The 22551-nt window shown below is 67.3% G+C and carries 17 protein-coding genes; 7 read left to right on the top strand and 10 right to left on the bottom strand.

The window, feature by feature from the left end; all coding sequences use genetic code 11:
* Positions 1-115 precede the first annotated feature (115 nt).
* The 3 genes from AC5P6H_RS08375 to AC5P6H_RS08385 are packed head-to-tail and all read right to left on the bottom strand — an operon-like array spanning position 116 to position 7862.
* Positions 116-3202 (bottom strand): efflux RND transporter permease subunit, encoded by a 3087-nt coding sequence (locus AC5P6H_RS08375; RefSeq protein ID WP_495202514.1) that lies wholly within the window; start codon positions 3200-3202, stop codon positions 116-118.
* Positions 3199-6720: an efflux RND transporter permease subunit gene (locus tag AC5P6H_RS08380; protein ID WP_495202515.1), complete on the bottom strand. Its 3522-nt coding sequence runs from the start codon at positions 6718-6720 to the stop codon at positions 3199-3201. Before AC5P6H_RS08380 ends, AC5P6H_RS08375 begins: the two co-directional genes overlap by 4 nt.
* Positions 6717-7862 (bottom strand): efflux RND transporter periplasmic adaptor subunit, encoded by a 1146-nt coding sequence (locus tag AC5P6H_RS08385; protein WP_014036886.1) that lies wholly within the window; start codon positions 7860-7862, stop codon positions 6717-6719. Before AC5P6H_RS08385 ends, AC5P6H_RS08380 begins: the two co-directional genes overlap by 4 nt.
* A gap of 205 nt (positions 7863-8067) precedes the next feature.
* Between AC5P6H_RS08385 and AC5P6H_RS08390 the strand changes: the two genes are divergently transcribed.
* Both AC5P6H_RS08390 and AC5P6H_RS08395 read left to right on the top strand, forming a co-directional pair.
* On the top strand, positions 8068-8457 hold the full coding sequence (locus tag AC5P6H_RS08390) for a c-type cytochrome (protein WP_014646842.1): 390 nt from the start codon (positions 8068-8070) through the stop codon (positions 8455-8457).
* A gap of 9 nt (positions 8458-8466) precedes the next feature.
* The gene (locus tag AC5P6H_RS08395; RefSeq protein WP_005416218.1) at positions 8467-8928 is read left to right on the top strand and encodes a c-type cytochrome; all 462 of its coding nucleotides are present in this window, start codon (positions 8467-8469) and stop codon (positions 8926-8928) included.
* 175 nt (positions 8929-9103) lie between these two features.
* On the opposite strand, the gene AC5P6H_RS08400 is transcribed toward AC5P6H_RS08395, so the two are convergent.
* Positions 9104-10987, bottom strand: a complete 1884-nt coding sequence (locus AC5P6H_RS08400; RefSeq protein WP_126411970.1) for an ATP-binding cassette domain-containing protein — start codon at positions 10985-10987, stop codon at positions 9104-9106.
* A 356-nt stretch (positions 10988-11343) separates the two neighbouring features.
* Entirely contained in the window at positions 11344-12219 is an 876-nt protein-coding gene (locus tag AC5P6H_RS08405) for a LysR substrate-binding domain-containing protein (RefSeq protein ID WP_014646840.1), read from the bottom strand.
* Positions 12220-12320: 101 nt separating this feature from the next.
* Here AC5P6H_RS08405 and AC5P6H_RS08410 point away from each other — a divergent pair, with 101 nt between their 5' ends.
* Together AC5P6H_RS08410 and dbpA are read left to right on the top strand one after the other, a co-directional pair.
* A complete protein-coding gene (locus tag AC5P6H_RS08410) occupies positions 12321-13400 on the top strand; it encodes a YeiH family protein (RefSeq protein WP_495202516.1) in 1080 nt (359 codons plus the stop codon).
* 214 nt (positions 13401-13614) lie between these two features.
* Positions 13615-14991 (top strand): ATP-dependent RNA helicase DbpA, encoded by a 1377-nt coding sequence (gene dbpA, locus AC5P6H_RS08415; RefSeq protein ID WP_014646838.1) that lies wholly within the window; start codon positions 13615-13617, stop codon positions 14989-14991.
* Between the two features lie 174 nt (positions 14992-15165).
* On the opposite strand, the gene AC5P6H_RS08420 is transcribed toward dbpA, so the two are convergent.
* From AC5P6H_RS08420 to AC5P6H_RS08435, 4 genes are all read right to left on the bottom strand, one after another.
* Positions 15166-15702, bottom strand: coding sequence for an adenine phosphoribosyltransferase (locus AC5P6H_RS08420; protein WP_049405272.1), 537 nt, complete (start codon positions 15700-15702; stop codon positions 15166-15168).
* Positions 15703-16304: 602 nt separating this feature from the next.
* The gene (locus AC5P6H_RS08425; RefSeq protein WP_126411966.1) at positions 16305-17870 is read right to left on the bottom strand and encodes a protein adenylyltransferase SelO; all 1566 of its coding nucleotides are present in this window, start codon (positions 17868-17870) and stop codon (positions 16305-16307) included.
* Between the two features lie 32 nt (positions 17871-17902).
* Positions 17903-18592, bottom strand: a complete 690-nt coding sequence (locus tag AC5P6H_RS08430) for a glutathione S-transferase family protein (RefSeq protein WP_111205980.1) — start codon at positions 18590-18592, stop codon at positions 17903-17905.
* A 190-nt stretch (positions 18593-18782) separates the two neighbouring features.
* Positions 18783-18992: a cold-shock protein gene (locus AC5P6H_RS08435; protein ID WP_005416210.1), complete on the bottom strand. Its 210-nt coding sequence runs from the start codon at positions 18990-18992 to the stop codon at positions 18783-18785.
* A 303-nt stretch (positions 18993-19295) separates the two neighbouring features.
* Here AC5P6H_RS08435 and AC5P6H_RS08440 point away from each other — a divergent pair, with 303 nt between their 5' ends.
* Positions 19296-19784, top strand: coding sequence for a YaiI/YqxD family protein (locus AC5P6H_RS08440; protein WP_014646834.1), 489 nt, complete (start codon positions 19296-19298; stop codon positions 19782-19784).
* A gap of 13 nt (positions 19785-19797) precedes the next feature.
* On the opposite strand, the gene AC5P6H_RS08445 is transcribed toward AC5P6H_RS08440, so the two are convergent.
* A complete protein-coding gene (locus AC5P6H_RS08445) occupies positions 19798-20667 on the bottom strand; it encodes a pseudouridine synthase (protein WP_495202517.1) in 870 nt (289 codons plus the stop codon).
* 124 nt (positions 20668-20791) lie between these two features.
* Between AC5P6H_RS08445 and AC5P6H_RS08450 the strand changes: the two genes are divergently transcribed.
* The gene (locus AC5P6H_RS08450) at positions 20792-21340 is read left to right on the top strand and encodes a YaeQ family protein (RefSeq protein WP_014646832.1); all 549 of its coding nucleotides are present in this window, start codon (positions 20792-20794) and stop codon (positions 21338-21340) included.
* Positions 21337-22521, top strand: a complete 1185-nt coding sequence (locus AC5P6H_RS08455; protein ID WP_032960467.1) for a BaiN/RdsA family NAD(P)/FAD-dependent oxidoreductase — start codon at positions 21337-21339, stop codon at positions 22519-22521. The genes AC5P6H_RS08450 and AC5P6H_RS08455 overlap by 4 nt, the downstream gene beginning before the upstream one ends.
* Positions 22522-22551: the final 30 nt, after the last annotated feature.

Raw genomic sequence — 22551 nt, forward strand, 5'->3', positions numbered from 1 at the left:
ATCTGTAGCGCCCGAGCCCATGCTCGGGCGAAGCCGCGACGCGGCGAGCAGAAAAAAAGGGGGAGACCGCCCCACTACGACCGGCCTCCCCCACACCACAACACGTTGGCGCGCATTACAGCCGGGCAGCGCCCGGCTCCATCCTCTCCAGCCCGCGTGCACGGCGGATCAACCGCGTCACGGCATTGCGCAGGTCATCGAGCACCGCATAGATCGTCGGCAGGAACAGCAGGCTGACCACCGTCGAGAACGCCAGGCCGCCCGCAATCGCGCGCGCCATCGGCGAATACTCCGGGCCATTGCCGAACATCTGCGTATCGGTCAGCGAGATCGGGATCATCGCCAGGATCGCCGTGCCCATGGTCATCATGATCGGGCGCAGGCGTTCGCGTGAGCCTTCCACCAGCGCCTGGGTGCGGCCCATGCCGCTGCGCCGCAGGTTGTTGATGTGCTCGATCATCACGATGCCGTTGTTCACCACCACGCCCATCAGCACCAGGATGCCGATGAAGGACATGATCCCGAACGAGGTGCCGGTGATCCAGAACAGCCAGAACACGCCGAAGATCGAGAACAGCACTCCGCTCATGATCGCCGCCGGGAACAGCAGCGACTCGAACACCGCCGCCATCACCACGTAGATCATCACCAGTGCGATCAGCAGGTTGAACACCATCTGCTGCATGGCCTCGTCGTCGTTGCCGTAGTCGCCGCCGTCGAAGGTGAAGCCATAGCCGGCCGGGAAGTTCATCGGCTTGAGCACGGCTTCGATCGCCTTGCGTCCGTCCGGCGCGGTGACCTTCTCGGCCAGGTTGGCCTTGATGGTCAACGTGGTCTGGCGGTTGGTGCGGCCGATCTGGGTGGCGGACGAACCAACGTCCACGGTGACCAGGCTCAGCAGCGGCACGCTGCGGCCATCGCCGGTGCGCACGCTGAAACCGGCCAGGTCTTCCGGGCTGCTCTGCTCGGCGCCGGCAAAGCGCACCCACACCGGCACTTCGTTGTCACCGCGGCGGAACTCGCGCATCGGCGCGCCGCGCAGCGCCAGGCCGACGAAGCTGGCCACCTGCTCGGCACTGAAGCCGAACGCTGCGGCACGCTCGCGGTCGACGCGCACCTTCAGCTCGCCGCCCTTCTCGCCGTTGTCGATGCGCACGTCACGCAGCTCGGCACGCTGCGCCAGCAACGGCACCACTTCCTGGCCGATCTCCTGCAGCATCGAGCTGGAGTCGCCCACCAGCTGCACCTGCACGCCCTGGTTGCTGCCGCCACCGCCATCGCCGCCCTGGTTGCCGACGAAGTAATCGGTGCGGGCCGACTTCGGCAGGCCCTTGCGCAGTTCCTCCTGCAGCGACTTGATGTCCTTGGCGTACTTTTCGTCCAGGGTGACCACCGTGGAACTGCCTTCCTGCTCGCTGTACCAGGAATACACCTGCTTCACGTGCAGGCGTTCGCGGTTCTGGTCGATCCAGTTCTCCACCCGCGCCACTTCCTCGGACATCTGGCGGTAGGTGTAGGCGCCCTTCCACATGTAGCCGATGAAGATGTCCTTGCCCCCCTCACCACCGAACATGTCGACCTTGGTCAGCTTCATCGGCACCAGGCTGACCAGCACCACCAGCAGGATGCCGAGCAGGCTCCAACCGCGGTGATGCAGTGACCAGTCCAGCAGCTGCGCATAGCGTCGCTGCAGGCGCGCGATCAGGCCGGTCTGCGAGTGCACCAGCTTGGGCGTGGCCATGCGCGCGGACAGCATCGGGATCAGGCTGACCGCCACCAGCCACGAGGCCAGCAGCGAGACCGAGATGGTGATCGCGATCTGCGCCATGAAGATGCTGATGTTGTTGGTCTCGCCGAACAGGTTCGGCACGAACACGATGCAGTGGCACAGCGTGCCGGCGCTGAGCGCGATGGCCACGTTGCGGGTGCCGATGATCGAGGCCAGCCGTGGCTGCCCCGGCATGCGCTCGCGCTCCTGGTAGATGCTCTCCACCACCACCACCGCGTTGTCGACCAGCATGCCGACGGCCAGCAGCAGGCCCATCATGGTCAGGATGTTGAGTGTCACCCCGACGAAGTACATGAAGCCGAGGGTGATGGTGAAGCAGATCGGAATGGCCAGGGTCACCATCAGCGTCGACGGCCAATGGCGCAGGAAGAAGAACAGCACGGTGACCGACAGGATCAGGCCGACCGCGCCGGCCTCGGCCAGCTCCAGCAGCGAGGACGTCACTGCCTTGCCCTGGTTGTCGATCACCTTGATCTGCACGTCGCGCATCGACGGCTGCGCGCGGATCGCCTCGACCTCGGCCAGTGCCGCACGCGAAACGTCCACCAGGTTGGCGCTGCGTTCCTTGAAGATGTCCAGGCCCACCGCCGGGTTGCCGTCCAGGCGGCGCCCGTAGTTCATCCGCGCCGGCTTCAGGCGCACGTCGGCGAAGTCGCCCAGGCGCAGGCCCTTGGCGTTGATCACCAGGTCGCGCATCTCCTGAAGGTCGGTGATCTCGCCTACCGGCTGCACGCGCACGCGTTGGCCGTTGTCATCGATCTGCCCGGCCGAGATCGAGAAGTTCAGCGTGCGCAGGCGCTCGCTCAGCTCGTTGATGCTCAACCCATGCGCGTTGAGCCGGTTCGGATCGATGGCGATCTCCACCTCGTTCGGCGGCGCACCGGTGATATCGACGCGGGCCACACCGGGAATACGCTCGATGCGCCGCTTGAACTCACGATCGAGCATGTCATAGGCGGTGGTCAGGTCGGTGGTGCTGGCCAGCCGCACCTTCAGCACGGGCTGGTCGCTGCTGGACCACTTGAACACGTTGTAGCGCTGCAGGTCGTCGGGCAGGTCGCTGCGGATCGCGTCGATACGCTCGCGCGCGTCCGACGCGGCAATGGCGATGTCGCGGTCCCAGTCGCTGAACTCGATGTAGATCAGCGCCGCCTCGGAGGTGGCCGACGAGCGCATGCGCTTGATGCCGGTCATCGTCGCCAGCGATTCCTCGACCGGACGGATGATGGTCCGTTCCACTTCTTCCGGGGTCGAGCCGGTGTAGGGAATCTGCACGAACAGGAACGGCGCGGAGATGTCCGGCAGCGCCTCCAACGGCAGCCGGAACGAAGCGATCAGGCCGATCACCACCAGCGACACGAAGCACATGATGGTGGTGACCGGACGGCGGATGGAGAACTCGGCAACACTCATGCCGGTTCCTCCACACCCGCTGTGCCGCCCTCGTCGCCATGCAGGCCTTCACCGGCGTGCTTGCGGCCGCGCTCACGGTAGTAGGCGTCGCCGCGACGATCCATCAGGTCGTACACCACCGGGATCACCAGCAGCGTCAGCAGCGTCGACACCAGCAGGCCACCGATCACGGTGATCGCCATCGGTGCACGCACTTCGGCGCCCTCGCCCATCGCCACCGCCAGCGGCAGGAAGCCGAACAGCGTGCACAGCGTGGTCATGATGATCGGGCGCAGGCGGGAACGCGCACCCTCCACCAGCGCCTCATGCTTGGCCACGCCGGCCTCGCGCAGCTGGTTGACCTTGTCGATCAGGATGATCGCGTTCTTGGTGACCAGGCCGACAAGCAGGATCAGGCCGATGAACACCACCACCGAGATGGGCTTTCCGGTCAGCATCAGCGCCAGGATCGCGCCGACCAGCGCCAGCGGGATGGTGAACAGGATCACGAACGGGTGCAGCAGGGATTCGAACTGCGAGGCCATCACCAGGTAGACCAGGAAGATCGCCAGGCCGAAGGCGAAGATCAGCGACTTCGCCGCCTGCGCCAGCTCCTCGCCCTGGCCACCGATGTGCAGGCCCACGCCTGCGCCCAGCGGCTGTTCGGCCACCATCTGCTGCACTTCGCGCATGGCGGCGCCCAGGTCGATGTCGCGCAGGTTGGCCGACACCACCGCCACCCGGGTCTGGTCGGCACGATGGATCTCGCTGGGGCCGGTGGTGGCGACCACGTCGGCCACCGCGTCCAGGGTCACCGGGCGGGTGCTGCCCGGATTGACGATCAGCCGGCGGATGCTCTCCACGCTGGCGCGGTCACCTTCCTGGGCGCGCACCAGCACGTCGATCTTGCGGTCACGGAAGCTGTAGCGGGTGGCGACGTCGCCACGCACCTTCTTCACCACCACGTCGGCGATCTGGCGGGTGGTCAGGCCCAGCGCACCGGCGCGCTCCTGGTCGAAGCGGATCTGGATTTCCGGGAAGCCCTCTTCCACCGTCGACTTCACGTCGGCGTAGTGGGCGTTGCCGCGCAGCATCGCCGCCAGGCGCTGGCCGGCCACTTCCAGGGTCGCCATGTCCTGCCCGCGCAGTTCGATTTCCAGCGGCGTGGAAAAGCTGAACAACGCCGGCCGCGCGAAGTCGACCTGGGCACCCGGGTGCTGGCTCATGGTGCCGCGCAGGCGCTCGGTGATCGCCGCTTCAGTGTGCGCATTGCCGCCACCTTCCATCACCACGGTCAGCTTGCCGATGTTCTCGCCACTTTCGGTCGGGCTGGCATCCAGCCGGGTGCCGCTGCCACTGACGCCATACAGCGAGGCCACGCCTTCGCCCTTGCCATGCGCCAGCTGCAGCTCGCGCACCAGCGCATCGGTCTGCTTCAGCGGCGTGCCGGCCGGCAGCTTCACCGTCATTTCGAAACGGTCCTGCGCCAGCTGCGGGATCAGGTCGGCGCCAAGCATCGGCACCAGCGCCATGGTCGCCACGAAAATGATGGCTGCCACGCCCAGCACCTTGCCGGGATGCGCCAGCGCACTCGGCAGCAGGCGCAGGTAGCCTCGCTCGGCGCCTGCATAGGGCTTCATCGCCAGGTCGCTGGCCTTGCGCATCACCGGGCCGACCACCGCCACCACGCCGCGCCACAGGCGCACCACGAGCCAGGCCAGCGCATAGAAGCTCCAGCGCACGCTGGCGAGCAGGCCACGGCGGCCCAGTGCAACCGGCTTCTGCCAACGCTTCTGCGGCTGCCATGCTGCGTTCGGCGCCTCTTCCGGGAACGCCAGCGGCGGCCGCCCCTTCAGCGAGCTCAGCATCGGGATCAGGGTCATCGACACCAGCAGCGAGATCGCGATGGCGATCGCCACGGTCAGCGCCTGGTCGCGGAACAGCTGCCCGGCGATGCCATCGACGAACACCAGCGGCAGGAACACCGCGATGGTGGTCAGGGTCGAGGCGACCACGGCCATGCTCACTTCACGGGTGCCGGCGATCGCCGCCTGCAGGATGCCCAGGCCACGCTCACGGGCCTTGGCGATGCTCTCCAACACCACGATCGAGTCATCCACCACCAGGCCGGTGGCCAATGCCAGGCCACCCAGCGACATCACGTTCAAGCTCAGGCCGAGCTGGCCCATGAAGAAGAACGTGGCGATGATCGAGACCGGCAACGACAGGCTGATCACGAACGTACTCCAGCCATCGCGCAGGAACAGGAAGATGATCAGGATCGCCAGCAGGCCGCCGATCACGGCATCCTTCTTGACGTCGGCGATGGCGTGCTCGATGAAGCGCGACTGGTCCTCGATGGTGGTCAGCTGGACATCGGACGGGAACGTGCCCTTGATCTGCTCCAGGCGCTTGCGCAGCGCTTCAGCGGTGGCCACGGTGTTGGCGTCGCCTTCCTTGTAGATGGCCAGCTCGACCGATTCCTTGCCGCCCAGGCGGATGATCGCTTCGCGCTCCTTGTAGCCCTGGCGCACGGTGGCCACGTCCTTCAGGCGCACCGGCACGCCGTTGGCAACCACGCTGGAGCCACCGCCGGACGATGCGCTCTGTGCCGCCGACGCCGCCGCGATGGCGGCCGCCGAACCGGTCGACGCGGCGATGTTGAACATCTGCTGCAGCGCCGAGTCCGCCGCGCTGCCATTGGCGGCCTGGGTGGTCACCAGCAGGTTGCGGATCTCCTCCAGGTCGGCGAACTGGTTGACGGTACGCACCAGGAAGCGCTGCGAGCCCTCCTCCAGGCGGCCGCCGGAAATGTTGATGTTCTCGTCCTTCAGGCGCTTGATGACGGTGTCGATCGGCAGGTTCAGCTGGGCAAGCTTCTGCTGGTCGATGTCGACCTGGATCTCGTCCTCCAGGCCGCCGCCCACCTTCACTGCCGCCACACCGGTGACCGGCTCCAGCTTCTTCTTGAGGTCTTCATCGGCATAGCGGCGCAGGCCGGTCAGCTCGCGCACCGCATCGGCATCGCTGGTCGGCGCCGTCTTGTTCGACAGCACCAGGCGCATGATCGGCTCGGTTGACGGATTGAAGCGCAGCAGCACCGGGGCCTTGGCCTCCAGCGGCAGGTTCAGCGCTTCCATCTTGTCGCGCACCTCCAGGCTGGCCTGGTCCATGTTGGTGCCCCAGGCGAATTCCAGCACCACGTCGCTCTGGCCGGTGCGCGAGACCGACTTCAGCTTGCGCAGGTTCTTGACCACGCCGACCGCTTCTTCGACCGGCTGGGTGATCAGGGTTTCGATTTCAGTCGGCGCTGCACCGGTGTATTCGGTGCGCACGGTCAGCGTCGGGTAGCTCAGGTCGGGCAGCAGGTTGACCTTGAGATTGCCCAGCGCGATCAGGCCGAACAGCAGCAGCGTGACTGTGCACATGGCGATGGTCACGCGGCGGCGGGTGGCAAACTCCACCAGGCCGCCGCGCATGCCGGCGGCGGCGCCGTCGCTCGCCGGCGAGGCACCGTGGTCGTGGCCCGGGGCGGTCATTGCTTGCTCCCGGCCTTGTCTGCGGGCTTGGCGGCCGCAGCGACCGTCTTCGCCTTCGGATCGGCAATCACCTGCACCGTGGTGCCGTCGCGCAGGGCGACCTTGCCGGCGGTGACCACCTGATCACCGGCCGCCAGGCCATCACGGATCTCCACCCACGGGCCCTCGGCGTAACCCAGCTTGACCGGAACGCGTGCGACCTTGCCTTCGCGCACGCGGAACACCGCCGGCTCACCGTCGTCGAGCAACGCCAGGCGCGGTACGACCAGCGCATCGGCACGCTGGTCGTAGTCGATGCGGATGCGACCGAACATGCCGGGCTGCAGCGCGTGTGCGGCGCCGTCGAAGGCGCTGACCACGCGAAACGTGCCGCTGCCCGAATCCACCACCGGCGCGATGCGATCAACGGTGCCGGTGAAGCTCTGCCCCGGCAGCGCGTCGGCCGCCAGCGTCACCGGCTGGCCGGCGCGCAGGGTGGCCAGTTCACGCTCGGGCACGTTGAGGGTGGCTTCCAGCCGCGAGTTGTCGACGATGCGGAAGATCGGCGTGTTGATCTGCACGAAGTTGCCGGTCTTGATCGAGCGCGATGCGATCACGCCGGAGATCGGCGCCACCACCGTGGTGTAGGACAGCTCCAGCGTGGCCAGCCGGTACTGCGCGCGCACGTTTTCCAGGTCGTAGCGCAGCTGGTCGACATCGGCGGCGCTGACCATCTGCTGGCCGACCAGCTTCTGTGCGCGCTGGTAATTGTTTTCCAGCTTGCGCATCTGCGCTTCGCTCTGTGCAACGGCCAGCCGTGCACGATCCGGGTCCAGCCGCACCAGCGGTTGGCCGGCGGTGACCCGCTGCCCTTCCTCGACCAGCACCGCCAGCGCCACGCCGGAGGTCTTGGCGACCACCTGCGACTCGGCGCGTGGTTCCAGCGCGGCCGTGCCGGTGTAGCTGGCCGCGACGGCACGATGGCTGGCCACCGCCACTTCGACCGGGACTGCGTCGACCTTCTTCTCCTCCTTGGTCTCGGCAGCCTTGGCTTCGGAATTGGGCCCTGCGGCGCAACCGCCCAGCAGCAGGGAGGTGGAGATCAGCAGTGCGGCAGCGCAGATTCCGCTGCGACGGCCGGACAGGAAGGTTGGGTGCGACATCGTCGGGTCCCTGAAGGATGCGTGGACAGGTGTGGTGGCAAAGTAATGCACCACTTCACGGCAACACCATATCCCAAAGGTCATGGTGCCTTCACGCCGCTGGTCGGCGCGCCCCCATTTCAGCTAGATGAAACCTGAGGCTATACTCGGGTCGTTCCGTACCCCACGCCGGAACGACCAGACCCGAATCCCCGGAAACGACACCATGCGCCCGCAGCCGCTCGCCGCTTGTCTCGCTCTGGCCGTCCTCCTGCCCCTTGGGGCCGCCGCACAGCCCGCTCCTGCTCCTGCCACACCCGCCCCGGCCCCGGCTCCCGCCGTTGCGCCAGCGCCCGCCGCACCCACCGGCAACTTCGACAATGGCCGCGTCCTGGCCTACACCTGCCAGGGCTGCCACGGGATCACCGGCTACAAGAACGCCTACCCCAGTTACCGGGTGCCGAAGATCGGCGGCCAGACCCAGCAGTATCTGGCCCAGGCCCTGACCGAGTACCGCCAGGGCAAGCGCCGGCATCCGACGATGCAGGCGCAGTCGATGAGTTTCAGCGAACAGGAGATCGCCGATCTCTCTGTTTACCTGTCCACCGTCAAGTAAGGCCCGCCCATGTCGAAAGCCGCGCATCCGATGCGTCACGCCATCGCCCTGTCCGTTGCCCTGCTGCTGGCCGCCTGCTCACAGTCGCAGGTGGAAAACAGCGAAAAATCGGCCGCCGACCCGGGCCATGCCAGCGGCGAGCACGGTTCATCGTCCTCCGCCGGCCTGCCGGCAGGTCGCGAGGCCGCCGGTGAGGCCCGCGCCAAGGTGAAGGGCAAAGCCACCAACCAGAGCTGCATCGACTGCCATGGGGCCGACGGCAATGCGCCGATCGATCCGACCTATCCGAAGCTGGGTGGGCAGTACGGTGACTACCTGGCGCACGCGCTGCAGGCCTACCGCGCCGGTGACCGCCAGCATGCGCTGATGACGCCGCAGGCGAAGGACCTGAGTGATCAGGACATCGCCGATCTGGCGGCGTACTTCGGCAGCCGGCCGAGCCAGCTGCGGGATCTGCACGGGGTCAAATGACGGCCGGCCCCCCGGTCGGTGCGGACCGTCGGTTGGTAGGTGCGGACCGTTGGTTGGTAGGTGCGGACCGTTGGTCCGCACAGATTCCGGATATCCACGCCTGGCGTGGATCTGCTGAGCCGAGCGTGAGCTCGGCTCTACATCAATCGGCGCGATCGCTGGCGCCGGTCAACGCTCAGCCTTCCAGCTCTTCCCAGCGCGCGTAAGCGGCATCCAGTTCGGCCTGCACCTTGGCCAGCTGCTGGGTGTGCGCCGTCACTTCAGCACTGCTGCGGGTGTAGAACGATGGGTCGTTCATCGCCGAGGTCAGCCCTTCGACATCGCCTTCCAGCTTCTCGATGGTCTTTGGCAGCTGCTCCAGCTCGCGCGCTTCCTTGTACGCCAGCTTGCGCTTGGGGGCTGCGGGAGTCGCGGCCGCAGCAGCGGCCGGTGCAGCAGTCGCCGCCTTGGCAGCCGGGGCCGCGGCAGGCGCAGCCACGCTGGCCGCATAGCGCTGCCAGTCGCTGTAGCCACCGACGTACTCGCCGATCACGCCGTCGCCTTCCATCACCAGCGTGGAGGTCACCACGTTGTCGATGAAGTCACGGTCGTGGCTGACCAGCAGCAGCGTACCGGTGTACTCGCCCAGCAGCTCTTCCAGCAGCTCCAGGGTTTCCACGTCGAGGTCGTTGGTCGGTTCGTCCATCACCAGCAGGTTGGACGGCTGCGCGAACAGCTTGGCCAGCAGCAGGCGGTTGCGCTCGCCACCGGACAGGCGGGTGATCGGCGCACGCGCGCGCTCGGGGGTGAACATGAAGTCCTGCAGGTAGGCATGCACGTGCTTGCGCTTGCCGTTGAACTCGAGGAAATCGCGGCCTTCGGCCACGTTCTCGATCGCGCTCCAGTCTTCGCGCAGCACCGCGCGGTACTGGTCGAAATAGGCGATCTGCAGGTTGGTGCCCGCATTGACCTCACCCTTGGCCGGCTGCAGTTCACCCAGCAGCAGCTTCAGCAGCGTGGTCTTGCCGCTGCCGTTGGGGCCGATCAGGCCGATGCGGTCGCCACGCAGGATGGTGGTGGTGAAATCGCGGACCATGGTGCGCTCGCCGAAGGCGAACGAAATGTCCTTGACGTCGATGACCTTCTTGCCGGAGCTGACGCCCTGCGCGGCTTCCATCTTGACGTTACCGCTGAGGTCGCGGCGCTGCGAGCGTTCGGTGCGCATCGCCTTGAGGCGGCGCACGCGGCCCTCGTCGCGGGTACGACGGGCCTTGATGCCTTGGCGGATCCAGACTTCTTCCTGCGCCAGCAGCTTGTCGAAGCGGGCATTTTCCTGCGCCTGCGCATTGAGGCGTTCCTCGCGGCGGCGCTCGTAGTTGGCCCAGTCGCCCGGCCAGCTGGTGACCTGGCCGCGATCGATCTCGACGATGCGGGTGGCCAGCGCACGCAGGAAGCGGCGGTCATGGGTGACGAACACCACGCTGCCGCTCCAGCCCTTCAGGAACGCTTCGAGCCAGTCGATGGCTTCGATGTCCAGGTGGTTGGTCGGTTCGTCCAGCAGCAGCACGTCCGGGCTCGATACCAGTGCACGGGCCAGCAGCACGCGGCGCTTCATGCCGCCGGACAGGCGGCCGAATTCGGCATCGCCGTCCAGGTCGAGCTTGGTCAGCGTTTCGCTGACACGCTGGTCCAGGCCCCAGCCGTTGGCGGCATCGATCTTGGCCTGCACATTGCCGAGGGCTTCACCATCGAAGACCTCGGCATGGCTGAGATGGTGGAACTCGGCCAGCCACTGGCCCAGTTCACCGAGGCCATCGGCAACGACGTCGAACACCGAGCCGGCTGCGCCGTGTGGCACTTCCTGCTCCAGGCGGGTGACGCGCACGCCCTGCTGCACGCGGACTTCGCCGTCATCGGGCTTGTGGTCGCCCGACAGCAGCTTGAGCAGGGTGGATTTGCCGGCGCCGTTGCGGCCGATCAGGGCGATGCGTTCGCCCGGCTCGATCGACAGTTCGGCCTTTTCCAGCAACAACGGGCCGCCGACGCTGAAGTCGACGTTCTGCAGAGTAATCAGAGGCATCCGGATATTGTACGGGTTGGGGGCGTCGGCCGGGTTGCACCCGGCACCCGCGGTAGTGCCGGCCGCTGGCCGGCAACCTCAACGGCAACGTCAAAAGCTGGTTTCCTGTGGGATGGCGGGATGGGTCCGGTCGCGGGGGACGCCGTAAACCCGTCCCTGGGGGCTTGGCCGCGGCATCCATGCCGCGGACACCCCCGCAACCGGACCCATCCCGCCTTCGATAGATTCCTGCAATCTGTCGGAACTACATTCTGCTCTGGTGGGTGTCGACCTTGGTCGACACGGTAGATCCACGCCATGCGTGGATGAGCGCTACAAGAAGGGTCGATGGATGGAATCGACTGGAAATCTGATGGCTACCCCACCTCCCCCAGCAACGCCTGCAACCCCGGCAGCCATTGCTTGCCGGGGTGGCGCACCAGCCACAGGGTGCGCTGCAGGGCCGGCAGCGGAGTCTCGAGCACGCGCAGGCGGCCCAGGGCCAGCGGCTCTTCCAGCGCGTGGCGCGACAGGCAGGCCAGGCCGAGGCCGGCGATGGCGGCCTGCTTGATCGCTTCGGTATTGCCCAGCTGCAGGGTCTGCGCGAAGCCACGCAGGTGCGGCAGCAGGGCCTGTTCCACGGCTTCGCGGGTGCCGGAGCCAGGCTCACGCAGCAGCCAGCGTGCGCGGCGCAGTTCATCCAGCGACCAGCGTGCGCGGGCATCGGCGGCAGCCACGATCACCAGTGGGTCCTGCTGCCAGGCGGTCACCTGCAGGCCACGCTCATGGCACGGGCCTTCGATCAGGCCGGCGTCGACGTCCAGGCGCTGTACCGCGGCGACCACGCCGGCACTGTTGTCGATGCGCAGATCGACCTCGGCCTGAGGCGCCTGCCGCAGCAGTTCGGCGATGCGTGGCGGCAGCAGGTAGTTGCCGATGGTGGTACTGGCGGCCAGCACCAGCCGTAGCGGTGCGCCCTGCGACGGGTCGCCGCCGGCGGCCAGCTGCCGCTCCAGATCGGCGGCGTTGACCAGCAAGGTGCGCGCCGGCTCCAGCAGCGCGCGGCCGTGCCCGTTCAGCGCCAGGCGGCGGCCGATGCGGTCGAACAGCGGGGTGCCGAAGTGCGCCTCCAGCTCCTGCAGGGCGGCGCTGCTGGCCGACTGCGAGAGCGCGACGGCCTGGCCGGCGGCAGTGGTGGTGCCATGGTCGGCGATGGCGACGAAGACCTGCAGCTGGCGCAAGGTCAGGCGCATGGAATGTACCCGCTTTATAGGTAGGTTTCACCCATATTATTCGTTTTACAGGTCAGTGACACAGGCGCACGCTTGGCCCATCACTCCAGTCCTGTCGCGCCATGAACGCCACCGCTCTCTCCTCCTGGTCCCTGCCCGCCCTGCGCCAACGCTGGCAGCCTCGCCTGCCCGGCCTGCTGCTGGTGGGCCTGATCGCGGCGGCGTCGCTGTACCTGGCCCAGCTTCCCTGGCTCCAGGCGCATGGCCTGAGCGCGCTGACCGTGGCCATCGTCGCCGGCATCGTGGTCGGCAACACCCTTTACCCGCGGCTGGCGCCGAGCAGCGCGGCCGGTGTCGGCTTCTCCAAGCACTGGCTGTTGCGCGCCGGCATCGTGCTGTACGGCCTGCGCCTGACCTTCCAGGACATCGGCCACGTCGGCGTGGCCGGCGTGCTGATGGACGTGCTGGTGGTCGCCAGCACCTTCGGGCTGGCCTGCTGGCTGGGCATGCGCGTGTTCAAGATGGAGCGCGAAGCGGCGATGCTGATCGGCGCCGGCAGCGCGATCTGCGGCGCGGCGGCGGTGATGGCCGCCGAGCCGGTGGTGCGCGGCCGCGCTGCGCAGGTCACCGTCGCGGTCTCTACGGTGGTGGTGTTCGGCACGCTGGCGATGTTCCTTTACCCGGCGTTGTATGCACTGGTGCAGTCGCACGGCTGGCTGGCAATGGACGCGCGGCAGTACGGCCTGTTCACCGGTGCGACGGTGCATGAAGTGGCACAGGTGGTGGCGGCAGGCCGCGCGGTCAACGAAGCAGCGGCCGACACGGCGGTGATCACCAAGATGGTGCGGGTGATGCTGCTGGCGCCGTTCCTGGTCGCGCTGTCGCTGTGGCTGGCGCGTGGCGGCAAGGCCAGCGCCGACGGCAAAAAGGCGCGCATCGTGGTGCCGTGGTTCGCTTTTGGTTTCGTGGCGGTGGCCGGGTTCAACTCGCTGCATCTGCTGCCGGCGGGCCTGCAGGCGGGGCTGGTGCAGCTGGATACCGTGCTGCTGGCGATGGCGATGGCCGCGCTGGGCCTGACCACCCACGTCTCGGCGCTGCGCCAGGCCGGGCTGAAGCCGCTGCTGCTGGCGCTGATCCTGTTCGCCTGGCTGCTGTTCGGTGGCCTGGCGATCCATCAGGGTGCACTGGCGGTGCTTGGCTGAGCAGGAGCGTGCCGACCCAGGTCGGCATCCACCCGTAGATCCACGCCATGCGTGGATGCCCCCGGTGTACTCACGCCATGCGTGGACGCCCCCCGGGTATATTCACGCCCTGCGTGGATGACGACTCCGATGGGGTCGGAGCCCTTTCCTGCGGAAAGGGATTCGACCCCATCCGATCAGGCGGGACCGGCCGCGCAGGCAGGTACAATGCGCCATGACTGACTTCTCGACCCTGCCGCTGAGCCCGGCCCTGCAGCCCGGCCTGGATGCCCTCGGCTACACCACCCTCACCCCCGTGCAGGCGCAGAGCCTGCCGGCCATCCTCGATGGCCGTGATGTGATCGCACAGGCACCCACCGGCAGCGGCAAGACCGCCGCCTTCGGCCTGGGCCTGCTGCAGGCCATCGACCCCAGCCTGATCCGCGTGCAGGCGCTGGTGCTGTGCCCGACCCGCGAACTGGCCGACCAGGTCGGCAAGCAGATCCGCAAGCTGGCCACCGGCATCCCCAACCTGAAGCTGTTGCTGCTGGTGGGCGGCGTGCCGCTGGGCCCGCAGCTGGCCTCGCTTGAAGGCCACGATCCGCATGTGGTGGTCGGCACGCCCGGCCGCGTGCAGGAGCTGGCACGCAAGCGCGCGCTGAACCTGGGCGCGGTGCGCACGCTGGTGCTGGACGAGGCCGACCGCATGCTCGACATGGGCTTCGAGGAGCCGATCCGCGAGATCGCCGGCCGCACCCATAGGGACCGCCAGAGCCTGCTGTTCTCCGCCACCTTCCCCGACAGCATCCGCGCCATGGCGCGTGACCTGCTGCGCGACGCGGTGGAAGTGACCGTGGAAGGCGCCGACCAGGCACCGGCCATCCGCCACCTGTTCTGCGAGGTGGAACCGGCGCATCGCCAGAAGGCGCTGGCCGGCCTGCTGCTGAAGTACACGCCGGAATCGGCGGTCGTGTTCTGCAACACCCGCAAGGACGTGGACGAAGTGGCCAACTCGCTGCAGCAGTTCGGCTTCTCCGCACTGGCCCTGCACGGCGACATGGAGCAGCGCGACCGCGAGGAAGTGCTGTTGCTGCTGGCCAACCGCAGCTGCAACGTGCTGGTCGCCAGCGACGTCGCCGCGCGCGGCCTGGACGTGGAAGAGCTGGCGGCAGTGATCAATTACGAGCTTCCGACCGACGTGGAAAGCTACCAGCACCGCGTGGGCCGTACCGGGCGCGCCGGTGCCAGCGGCCTGGCGATCAGCCTGGTGGCCGGCCGCGAGAAGACCCGCGCCGACGCCATCGAAGCGCAGATGGGGCAGCCGCTGGACTGGCAGAAGACGCCGCTGGCAACCTCGCGCCCGGCCGAACTGCCGCAGGCCGCGATGCGCACGCTGCGCATCGACGGTGGCAAGACCGACAAGCTGCGCCCGGGCGACATCCTCGGTGCGCTGACCGGTGATGCCGGCCTGTCGAGCAAGTTCATCGGCAAGATCGCGATCTTCCCGACCCGCTCCTATGTGGCGATCGCGCGCGAGCAGGCCAACAAGGCCGTGGCCAAGCTGGAAGCCGGCAAGATCAAGGGCCGTCGTTTCCGCGTGCGGATGATGTGATTGAAGCAGCGTTGCCAACCACGGTTGGTAACGATCTGGCCTGGTAGCGGCCAACCTTGGTTGGCCCGTCCATGGCACCCGTCGCGAAAAGTGCTGCCAACCAAGGTTGGCAACGACCGGCTCCCGGCCATTCGCTCTGGCAGGTGCCAACCCTGGTTGGCACCCACCCTTCGGTCAGAACACCAGTTCGGTGTGCAGCGGCAGGTCCGATTCCCAGCGGGCGCGACCTCCGAGGCCGTCCAGTTCGACCAGTACACCGGCGCCGACCACTTCAACGCCCAGGCGGCGCACCAGCGACAGCGCAGCGACCAGCGTGCCGCCGGTGGCCAGCACGTCGTCGATGATCACCACGCGGGCGCCGGCCGGCAGCGCATCGGCATGCACTTCGATGCAGTCGCTGCGGTATTCCAGCGTGTATTCCTCGCGCAGGACCTGGCCCGGCAGCTTGCCCGGCTTGCGCACCGGCACGAAGCCGACGCCCAGCTCCAGCGCCATCGCGGCACCGAGGATGAACCCACGCGATTCGATGCCGACCACTGCGTCCAGCTTCTGGTCGCGCCAACGGTCGGCCATCGCGGTGATCGCGCCGCGGAAATCCTCGCCATGGGCGAGCAGCGGCATGATGTCCTTGAACAGGATGCCGGGCTTGGGGAAGTCGGCGATGTCGCGCAGGCGGGAGGCCCACTGCGGAGCGACGATGGCGTCGGTCATGTCACATTGGCTATCTGATGGCGGCATAGGGTACCTGTTCCGGGCGCCGCCTGCCTGTTGGTGGTGTCCGGCCGGGCTGCGCCCGGCACCTGCCGTAGTGCCGGCCGCTGGCCGGCAACCTCAACAGCAACTGCAACTGCAACTGCAACTGCCTGCATCCCGGGGGATGGCGGGGCGGGCCCGGTTGCGGGGGACGCCGTAGATACGTCCGCGTAGGCTCGGTCGCGCCATCCATGGCGTTCACGCCCCCGCAACCGGACCCACCCCGCCTTCGACAGTTTCCTGCGATCTGTCGGAATTGCTCATGGGGTCAGATCCGTTTTACGAAGGAAAACGGATCTGACCCCGGAATTTCATTCGATATCTGACAGATGTGTCGACCAAGGTCGACACCTACCCACAGCCGCGGGAATCTGTCGGAGGTGGGGCGGTGTCGGAGTGCGGGGTGTCAGCCGCATGGATGCGGCTGCCAAGCTTACAGGGACGTACTTGCAGCGTCCCCGCACTCCGACACCGCCCCGCCAAACCACGGAATCCGCTTTTGCTCTGGCTGTTGATCTGGCCTCCGCAGGTGCAGGGCTCAGCCCTGCCGAAACCCACCCTCAGGAACTGCAGGACAGCATCGAGCAACCGGCGCGATTGTCGGCCCACGCCGGGCGCTTGCCAGCGAAGTGTTCCAGGCCGGCACGCTCGGTGTACGGGTCGCGCAGCACGTCCTGCAGTGCATGGACGCCGCCGAGATCCCCCTGCTCTGCGCGGTCGATCGCTTCCTGGGCCAGCCAGTTGCGCAGCACGTACAGCGGGTTGGCCGCTGCCATCTTCGCCTGGCGTTCGCTGGCCGCCAGCGGATCGCGGCGCAGGCGCGCTGCGTAGTCCTGCAGCCAGTGCCGCAGCGGTGCCTGCACTGCCTGTCGCCGCGCCTCGTCGTAGTACACCGCGTCCAGAACCGTCGCATCTGCTGCCGCCGGGTCGATGCGCATCAGTGCGCGCCAAGCCAGGGTCATGTCCATTGCGCCCTCCTGCATCAGCTGTTGCCAGCGCTGGTAGAGCTGCAGGTCATCATCGTCGGCAGCAGCCAGCCCCAGCTTCGCTGCAGCATCGCGACGCGTGCAGGCCACGAACGTGGACTGGTAAGCCGCCAGGCCTGCCTGCAGCGGTGCGACATCGGCGAACAGCGGCGACAGCGCCTGCGCCAATCGGCTCAGGTTCCAGTACGCCACCTGCGGCTGGGTGCCGAAGCGGTAGCGGCGCCCCTGGGCGTCGGTGGTGTTCGGCGTCCAGTCCGGATCGAAGTCCTCGACCCAGCCATAGGGGCCGTAATCCAGCGTCACACCGAGCACGGACAGGTTGTCGGTGTTCATCACGCCGTGCACGAAGCCGACACGCATCCAGTGCGCGATCATCTCGGCCGTGCGCACCGCGATCTGCGCGAACCAGTCGCCGTACAGCGCCTCGCCCTGCCCTTGCAGTTCGGGGAAGTCGCGGGCGATGCAGGCATCCACCAGCTGCTGCAGCAGGGCGGTTTCACCGCGCGAGGCCGGCAGTTCGAACGAACCGAAGCGCAGGAACGACGGCGAGACCCGGCATACGATGGCGCCTGGCTCGGCACGCGGATGGCCGTCATAGAACATGTCGCGCACCACGTCCTCACCGGTGCCGACCAGTGACAACGCGCGCGTAGTCGGCACGCCAAGGTGATGCATCGCCTCGCTGCACAGGAATTCGCGGATCGATGAGCGCAGCACTGCCCGTCCATCGGCCCCCCGCGAGTACGGCGTTGGCCCGGCCCCCTTCAACTGCAGCTCCCAGTGCTGGCCATCCGGCGCAACCAGCTCACCCAGCGAAATCGCACGCCCGTCGCCGAGCTGGCCGGCCCAGTGGCCAAACTGATGGCCACCGTAGTTGGCTGCCCACGGTTGCATGCCGGCGTACAGCGCATTGCCGCCGAATACCTGCGCGAAACCTTCGCTTTCGACTTCAGCGGTATCGAAGCCAAGCATTTCGGCGACGTCCGGCGCCCAGGCCAACAGCGTGGGCGCCGTCACCGGGGTCGGCATCACGGGCGACCAGGCGGCGCCCAGCACTTCGCGCCTGCGCGGGCCGGATTCGGGGTCGCCCGGCAGGGTGTGCAGCAGGCGGTTGTCGAAACGGGGAGTGTCGGTATCCATGGTGCTGGAGATGAGGGCGACGGCCGCCCTCCTCAATTGCCGCCGAGCGCCTGCAGGTGGCCGCCGTGGGCCTCGGCACGCTGGTAGGCCGGGCGTTCACCGATACGCTTGAGGAAGCCACGCAGTGCCGGTTTGTCGTCCAGGCCACCACCGCGCGCGGCAGCGGCCTGGATCGGGAAGCTCATCTGGATGTCGGCCGCACTGAAACGCTCGCCGGCAAACCACGGGCTTTCGGCCAGGCGGCGCTCCATCCAGTCCAGGTGCAGGCGCCGCTGCGGGCCGATGAAGCCGCGCTCGGCCTTGTCGGCAATGCTGCGTGCGATCGGGCGCGCGAAGAACGGCATCGGCGCGTTGCGTATGCGGCCCATCACCAGGGTCAGCAGCAACGGTGGCATCGCCGAGCCTTCGGCGTAGTGCAGCCAGTAGCGGTAAGCGATGCGTTCGGCCCCGTCGGCCGGCATTGGTGACGGCGACAGCTGGCGTTGCGTGTCGTAACGGTCAGCGAGGTAGTCGAGGATCGCGCCGGACTCGGCCAGTACCAGCTCACCATCCTGCAGTACCGGCGACTTGCCGAGCGGATGCACGCTGCGCAGTTCCGGCGGCGCCAGCAGCGTCTTCGGATCGCGCGGATAGCGGCGCAGTTCGTAGTCCAACCCCAGCTCCTCCAGCATCCACAGCACGCGCAGCGAACGGGAGTTTTCCAGATGGTGGACGATGCGCATGGGGGTGATCCCTTGGGGAGACGCGCATCGTACCGCGCCGGCTGCATGTCCTTTGTAGAGTTGAGCCATGCTCGACTGTCTTTGGGCGCAGTCCAGCATGGCTCGACTCTACAAAAAAAAACGGCGGGCAATAAAAAACGCCGGAAGCTTTCGCTTCCGGCGTTCTGGCTACCCAACGGTAGCAGACGGATTAGACCGCCTGCACCTGGTCAGCCTGCATGCCCTTCTGACCCTGGACGGCGATGAAGGTAACCTTCTGGCCTTCCTGCAGGGTCTTGAAGCCGGTGCCCTGGATCGCGCGGAAGTGCACGAACAGGTCCGGGCCGCTTTCCGGGGTGATGAAGCCGAAGCCCTTGGCGTCGTTGAACCACTTGACGGTACCGGTCTGACGTTCAGACATTTTTACTAACTCCTGAAACACATGTTGAAAAAAATCGCAGCCACCGGGTATCGGGGCCGAGACTGAGTTGCAGGCGTTGGTAAAGCGGATCGATGAGCGGATCGTGAGATCAACTGCACCAGGCCACGATTCACGGTGACCCTAGCAAACACAGTGGGTCGCACGATACGCGTGTTTTCTGCAAAAAGCGATAGCCCCGACGTTCATGGGAATACGTCACCCGCTAGGCGTGACAAGGGTTGGCAGCCTCTCGCGGCTAACTCCGAGTCCCCATTCAGGTTTTTCCTACCCTACACTGGGTAAATGACTGAAGCTGAAACCCCCGCTGAACACGCCTCTCCCCGCATCTGGGTGGATGCGGACGCCTGTCCCACCGTCATCCGCGACATCCTGTTCCGTGCGGCTGAACGGGTCGGGATCGAACTGACCCTGGTCGCCAACCAGTGGATCCGCACCCCGCCCTCGCGCTGGCTGCGCTCGATCCAGGTGCCGCAGGGGCTGGACGTGGCCGACAGCGCCATCGTCGAGCGGGTCGCCGCGGGGGACCTGGTGGTCACCCAGGACATCCCGCTGGCCGCGCTGGTGCTGGAGAAGCAGGCCGTCGCGCTGAACCCGCGCGGCCAGTTGTACACACCGAACAACATGGCCGAGCGACTGTCGATGCGCAATTTCATGGAGGAACTGCGCGGCGCCGGGGTCCAGACCGGCGGACCGCCGCCCCTGGGCCCCCGCGACCGGCAGCTGTTCGCCGCCGAGCTGGACCGCTGGCTGGCGCGACGCCCGGCCCGCTGAGCGCCTGGCCGCCCTAAGCCGGAAGGCTCAGGCTGCAGCCGCTGCTGAACATCCGTCGTGCACCACTCAACGGGTCATCGAAAGCCAGGGCCCGCGCCAGCAGCTGCAGCGGCGCCTCGGCTACGTCCGGTGCCCGTTGCCGAAGCTGCGGGTACAGGTCGTCACCCATGATCGGCGCCCCCAGCATGGCCATGTGCACGCGCAGCTGATGCTTGCGGCCGGTTTCCGGCAGCAGCCGGTAGCGCCAGATCGGCCCTTCGGCCTCGATCAGCTCGATCCGGCTGCGCGCATTGGCCTCGCCGGGCACTTCGGCCATGCGGAAGAACGGCTCGCCCGGCACCAGGCGGCTGTACCGCTGCAGCGGAAACTCCCGCCCCGGCAGCGCCGGTGCCAAGGCCTCATAGGTCTTTTCGATGCGCCGCTCACGGAACAGGCGCTGGTAAGCATCGCGCGACGCACGCTGGGTCGAGAACAGCACCAACCCGGCCGTCAGCCGATCCAGCCGGTGCAGCGGCACCAGATCGGCATTGCCGGTGCGGGCGACCAGCCGCGCCAGCAGCGTCTCGCGTACATGCCCGCCCGCCGGTGTCACCGGCAGGAAATGCGGCTTGTCGGCCACCAGCAGGTGCGCATCCAGATGGACGATGGTTTCGGTGAAGGGGATCACCGGTTCGTCGGCCACCTCGCGGAAGTACTGGATGTCCAGCCCGACCTGCCAGGGCATGTCCGCAGTGAGCGCCCTGCCCTGTGCGTCCAGCACGCGGCCGCGCGCGAAGCGATCCTGCCATTGCGCGCGCGCGATGCGCGGGAATCGCGCACACAGGCCATCGAGCAGGCTGATCCAGGGGCCGGGCGGCAGCTGCAGCCGGCTGGGCAAGATCATGGCGTCCACTCCGGCCACGGGAAAGAGCGCAAGAGTGCCACCGTTGACGGTGCGCAGACAGTCCGGCCACGGACACCCCCGGAGCAAACCTCTATCATTGTCCTCTTTAGTCCACGGATCCCCCATGGCTCTTACCGCCACCATCCGCAAGGCCGAACTGCAGATCAGCGACATGGATCGCGGCTACTACGCGACCCACAACCTGACCTTGGCCCAGCATCCGTCCGAGACCGACGAGCGCCTGATGGTGCGCCTGCTCGCCTTCGCGCTGAACGCCGGCGATCGCCTGGAGTTCGGCCGCGGCCTGAGTACCGATGACGAGCCCGATCTGTGGGAACACGACTACACCGGCGACATCCTGCAGTGGATCGACCTGGGCCATCCGGACGAATCGCGCATCCGCAAGGCCAGCAATCGCAGCCGCCAGGTGCAGGTGGTCAACTACGGCGGCAACGCCTCGGAGATCTGGTGGAGCAAGCAGGGCAAGGGCCTGGCGCGCTTCGACAATCTTTCGGTGGTCGCTCTGGACGGCGAATTCGTCGAGCGCTGGGGCCAGCAGATCCAGCGTGCCATGCGTTGGAGCGTGCTGATCCAGGACGGCGAAGTGCAGCTGCTCAACGACCAGATCCAGCTCGACGTGATCCCGGACTGGCGCAAGCGCGCCAAGGCATGAGCACCATCCGTTGCGATGTGGTGGTCATCGGTGCCGGCGCAGCCGGGCTGATGACCGCGATCACTGCCGGCCAGCGCGGCCGCCAGGTGCAGGTGATCGACCATGCCAACAAGGTCGGCAAGAAGATCCTGATGTCCGGCGGTGGCCGCTGCAACTTCACCAACACCGGCACCACCCCGGCCAACTTCCTGTCGGCCAACCCGCACTTCTGCAAGTCGGCGCTGGCCCGCTACACGCCCTGGCATTTCATCGAGCTGGTGCACAAGCACGGCATCGCCTATCACGAAAAGGAACTGGGGCAGCTGTTCTGCGATATCTCGTCCAAGCAGATCGTGAAGATGCTGGTGGACGAGTGCCAGGCGGCCGGCGTACAGATCCGTACCGAGTGCAGCGTGCAGCGCATCGAGCACGGCAGCGATGGTTTCCGCGTGCACACCACCCAGGGCCTGTTCCATTGCGCCTCGCTGGTGGTTGCCACCGGTGGCCTGTCGATTCCCAGCATGGGGGCCAGCGGCTTTGGCTATGAGGTGGCCCGCCAGTTCGGCCACCAGGTACTGCCGACCCGCGCCGGGCTGGTGCCGCTGACCCTCAGCGGCAAGCACCAGGAGCGGCTGGCCGACCTCAGCGGCGTCGCACTGCCGATCGAGGCGCGCTGCAACGGAAAGAGTTTCCAGAACTTCATGCTGCTGACCCACCGTGGCGTAAGCGGCCCGGCCATCCTGCAGATTTCGTCGTTCTGGCAGCCCGGCGATGCGCTGGAGCTGGACCTGTTGCCGGGCCAGGATGCCGGCGAGTGGTTGCGCCAAATGAAGCGCGACCGCCCGGCCGCCGAGCTGCGCACGGTGCTGGGCGAGGTACTGCCGAAGCGGCTGGCGCAACGCCTGTGCGAGCACTGGCTGCCCGACCGGCCCGTGCGCCAGCTGGACGAGCCGGTGCTGCGCCAGGCCGCGCAGCTGCTGGGCGCATTCCCGCTGGTGGCCAGCGGCACCGAAGGCTACCGCACCGCCGAGGTCACCCTGGGCGGCGTGGACACCGCCGAAGTGTCATCCTCGACGATGGAATCCAAGCGCGTGCCCGGCCTGCACTTCGTTGGCGAGGTGCTGGACGTGACCGGCTGGCTGGGCGGCTACAACTTCCAATGGGCCTGGGCCAGCGGCCACGCAGCGGGCGGCGTGGTGTGAACCACTTCGCCGTTCGACGCGCGCCAGGGG

This window comes from Stenotrophomonas sp. YJH_SMC_110 (genome assembly GCF_059369255.1).

Bases quoted from the DNA above. Each gene is read 5' to 3' on its own strand.
- AC5P6H_RS08375 (WP_495202514.1), bottom strand. From the start codon at position 3,202: ATGAGTGTTGCCGAGTTCTCCATCCGCCGTCCGGTCACCACCATCATG.
- AC5P6H_RS08380 (WP_495202515.1), bottom strand. From the start codon at position 6,720: ATGACCGCCCCGGGCCACGACCACGGTGCCTCGCCGGCGAGCGACGGC.
- AC5P6H_RS08385 (WP_014036886.1), bottom strand. From the start codon at position 7,862: ATGTCGCACCCAACCTTCCTGTCCGGCCGTCGCAGCGGAATCTGCGCT.
- AC5P6H_RS08390 (WP_014646842.1), top strand. From the start codon at position 8,068: ATGCGCCCGCAGCCGCTCGCCGCTTGTCTCGCTCTGGCCGTCCTCCTG.
- AC5P6H_RS08395 (WP_005416218.1), top strand. From the start codon at position 8,467: ATGTCGAAAGCCGCGCATCCGATGCGTCACGCCATCGCCCTGTCCGTT.
- AC5P6H_RS08400 (WP_126411970.1), bottom strand. From the start codon at position 10,987: ATGCCTCTGATTACTCTGCAGAACGTCGACTTCAGCGTCGGCGGCCCG.
- AC5P6H_RS08405 (WP_014646840.1), bottom strand. From the start codon at position 12,219: ATGCGCCTGACCTTGCGCCAGCTGCAGGTCTTCGTCGCCATCGCCGAC.
- AC5P6H_RS08410 (WP_495202516.1), top strand. From the start codon at position 12,321: ATGAACGCCACCGCTCTCTCCTCCTGGTCCCTGCCCGCCCTGCGCCAA.
- dbpA (WP_014646838.1), top strand. From the start codon at position 13,615: ATGACTGACTTCTCGACCCTGCCGCTGAGCCCGGCCCTGCAGCCCGGC.
- AC5P6H_RS08420 (WP_049405272.1), bottom strand. From the start codon at position 15,702: ATGACCGACGCCATCGTCGCTCCGCAGTGGGCCTCCCGCCTGCGCGAC.
- AC5P6H_RS08425 (WP_126411966.1), bottom strand. From the start codon at position 17,870: ATGGATACCGACACTCCCCGTTTCGACAACCGCCTGCTGCACACCCTG.
- AC5P6H_RS08430 (WP_111205980.1), bottom strand. From the start codon at position 18,592: ATGCGCATCGTCCACCATCTGGAAAACTCCCGTTCGCTGCGCGTGCTG.
- AC5P6H_RS08435 (WP_005416210.1), bottom strand. From the start codon at position 18,992: ATGTCTGAACGTCAGACCGGTACCGTCAAGTGGTTCAACGACGCCAAG.
- AC5P6H_RS08440 (WP_014646834.1), top strand. From the start codon at position 19,296: ATGACTGAAGCTGAAACCCCCGCTGAACACGCCTCTCCCCGCATCTGG.
- AC5P6H_RS08445 (WP_495202517.1), bottom strand. From the start codon at position 20,667: ATGATCTTGCCCAGCCGGCTGCAGCTGCCGCCCGGCCCCTGGATCAGC.
- AC5P6H_RS08450 (WP_014646832.1), top strand. From the start codon at position 20,792: ATGGCTCTTACCGCCACCATCCGCAAGGCCGAACTGCAGATCAGCGAC.
- AC5P6H_RS08455 (WP_032960467.1), top strand. From the start codon at position 21,337: ATGAGCACCATCCGTTGCGATGTGGTGGTCATCGGTGCCGGCGCAGCC.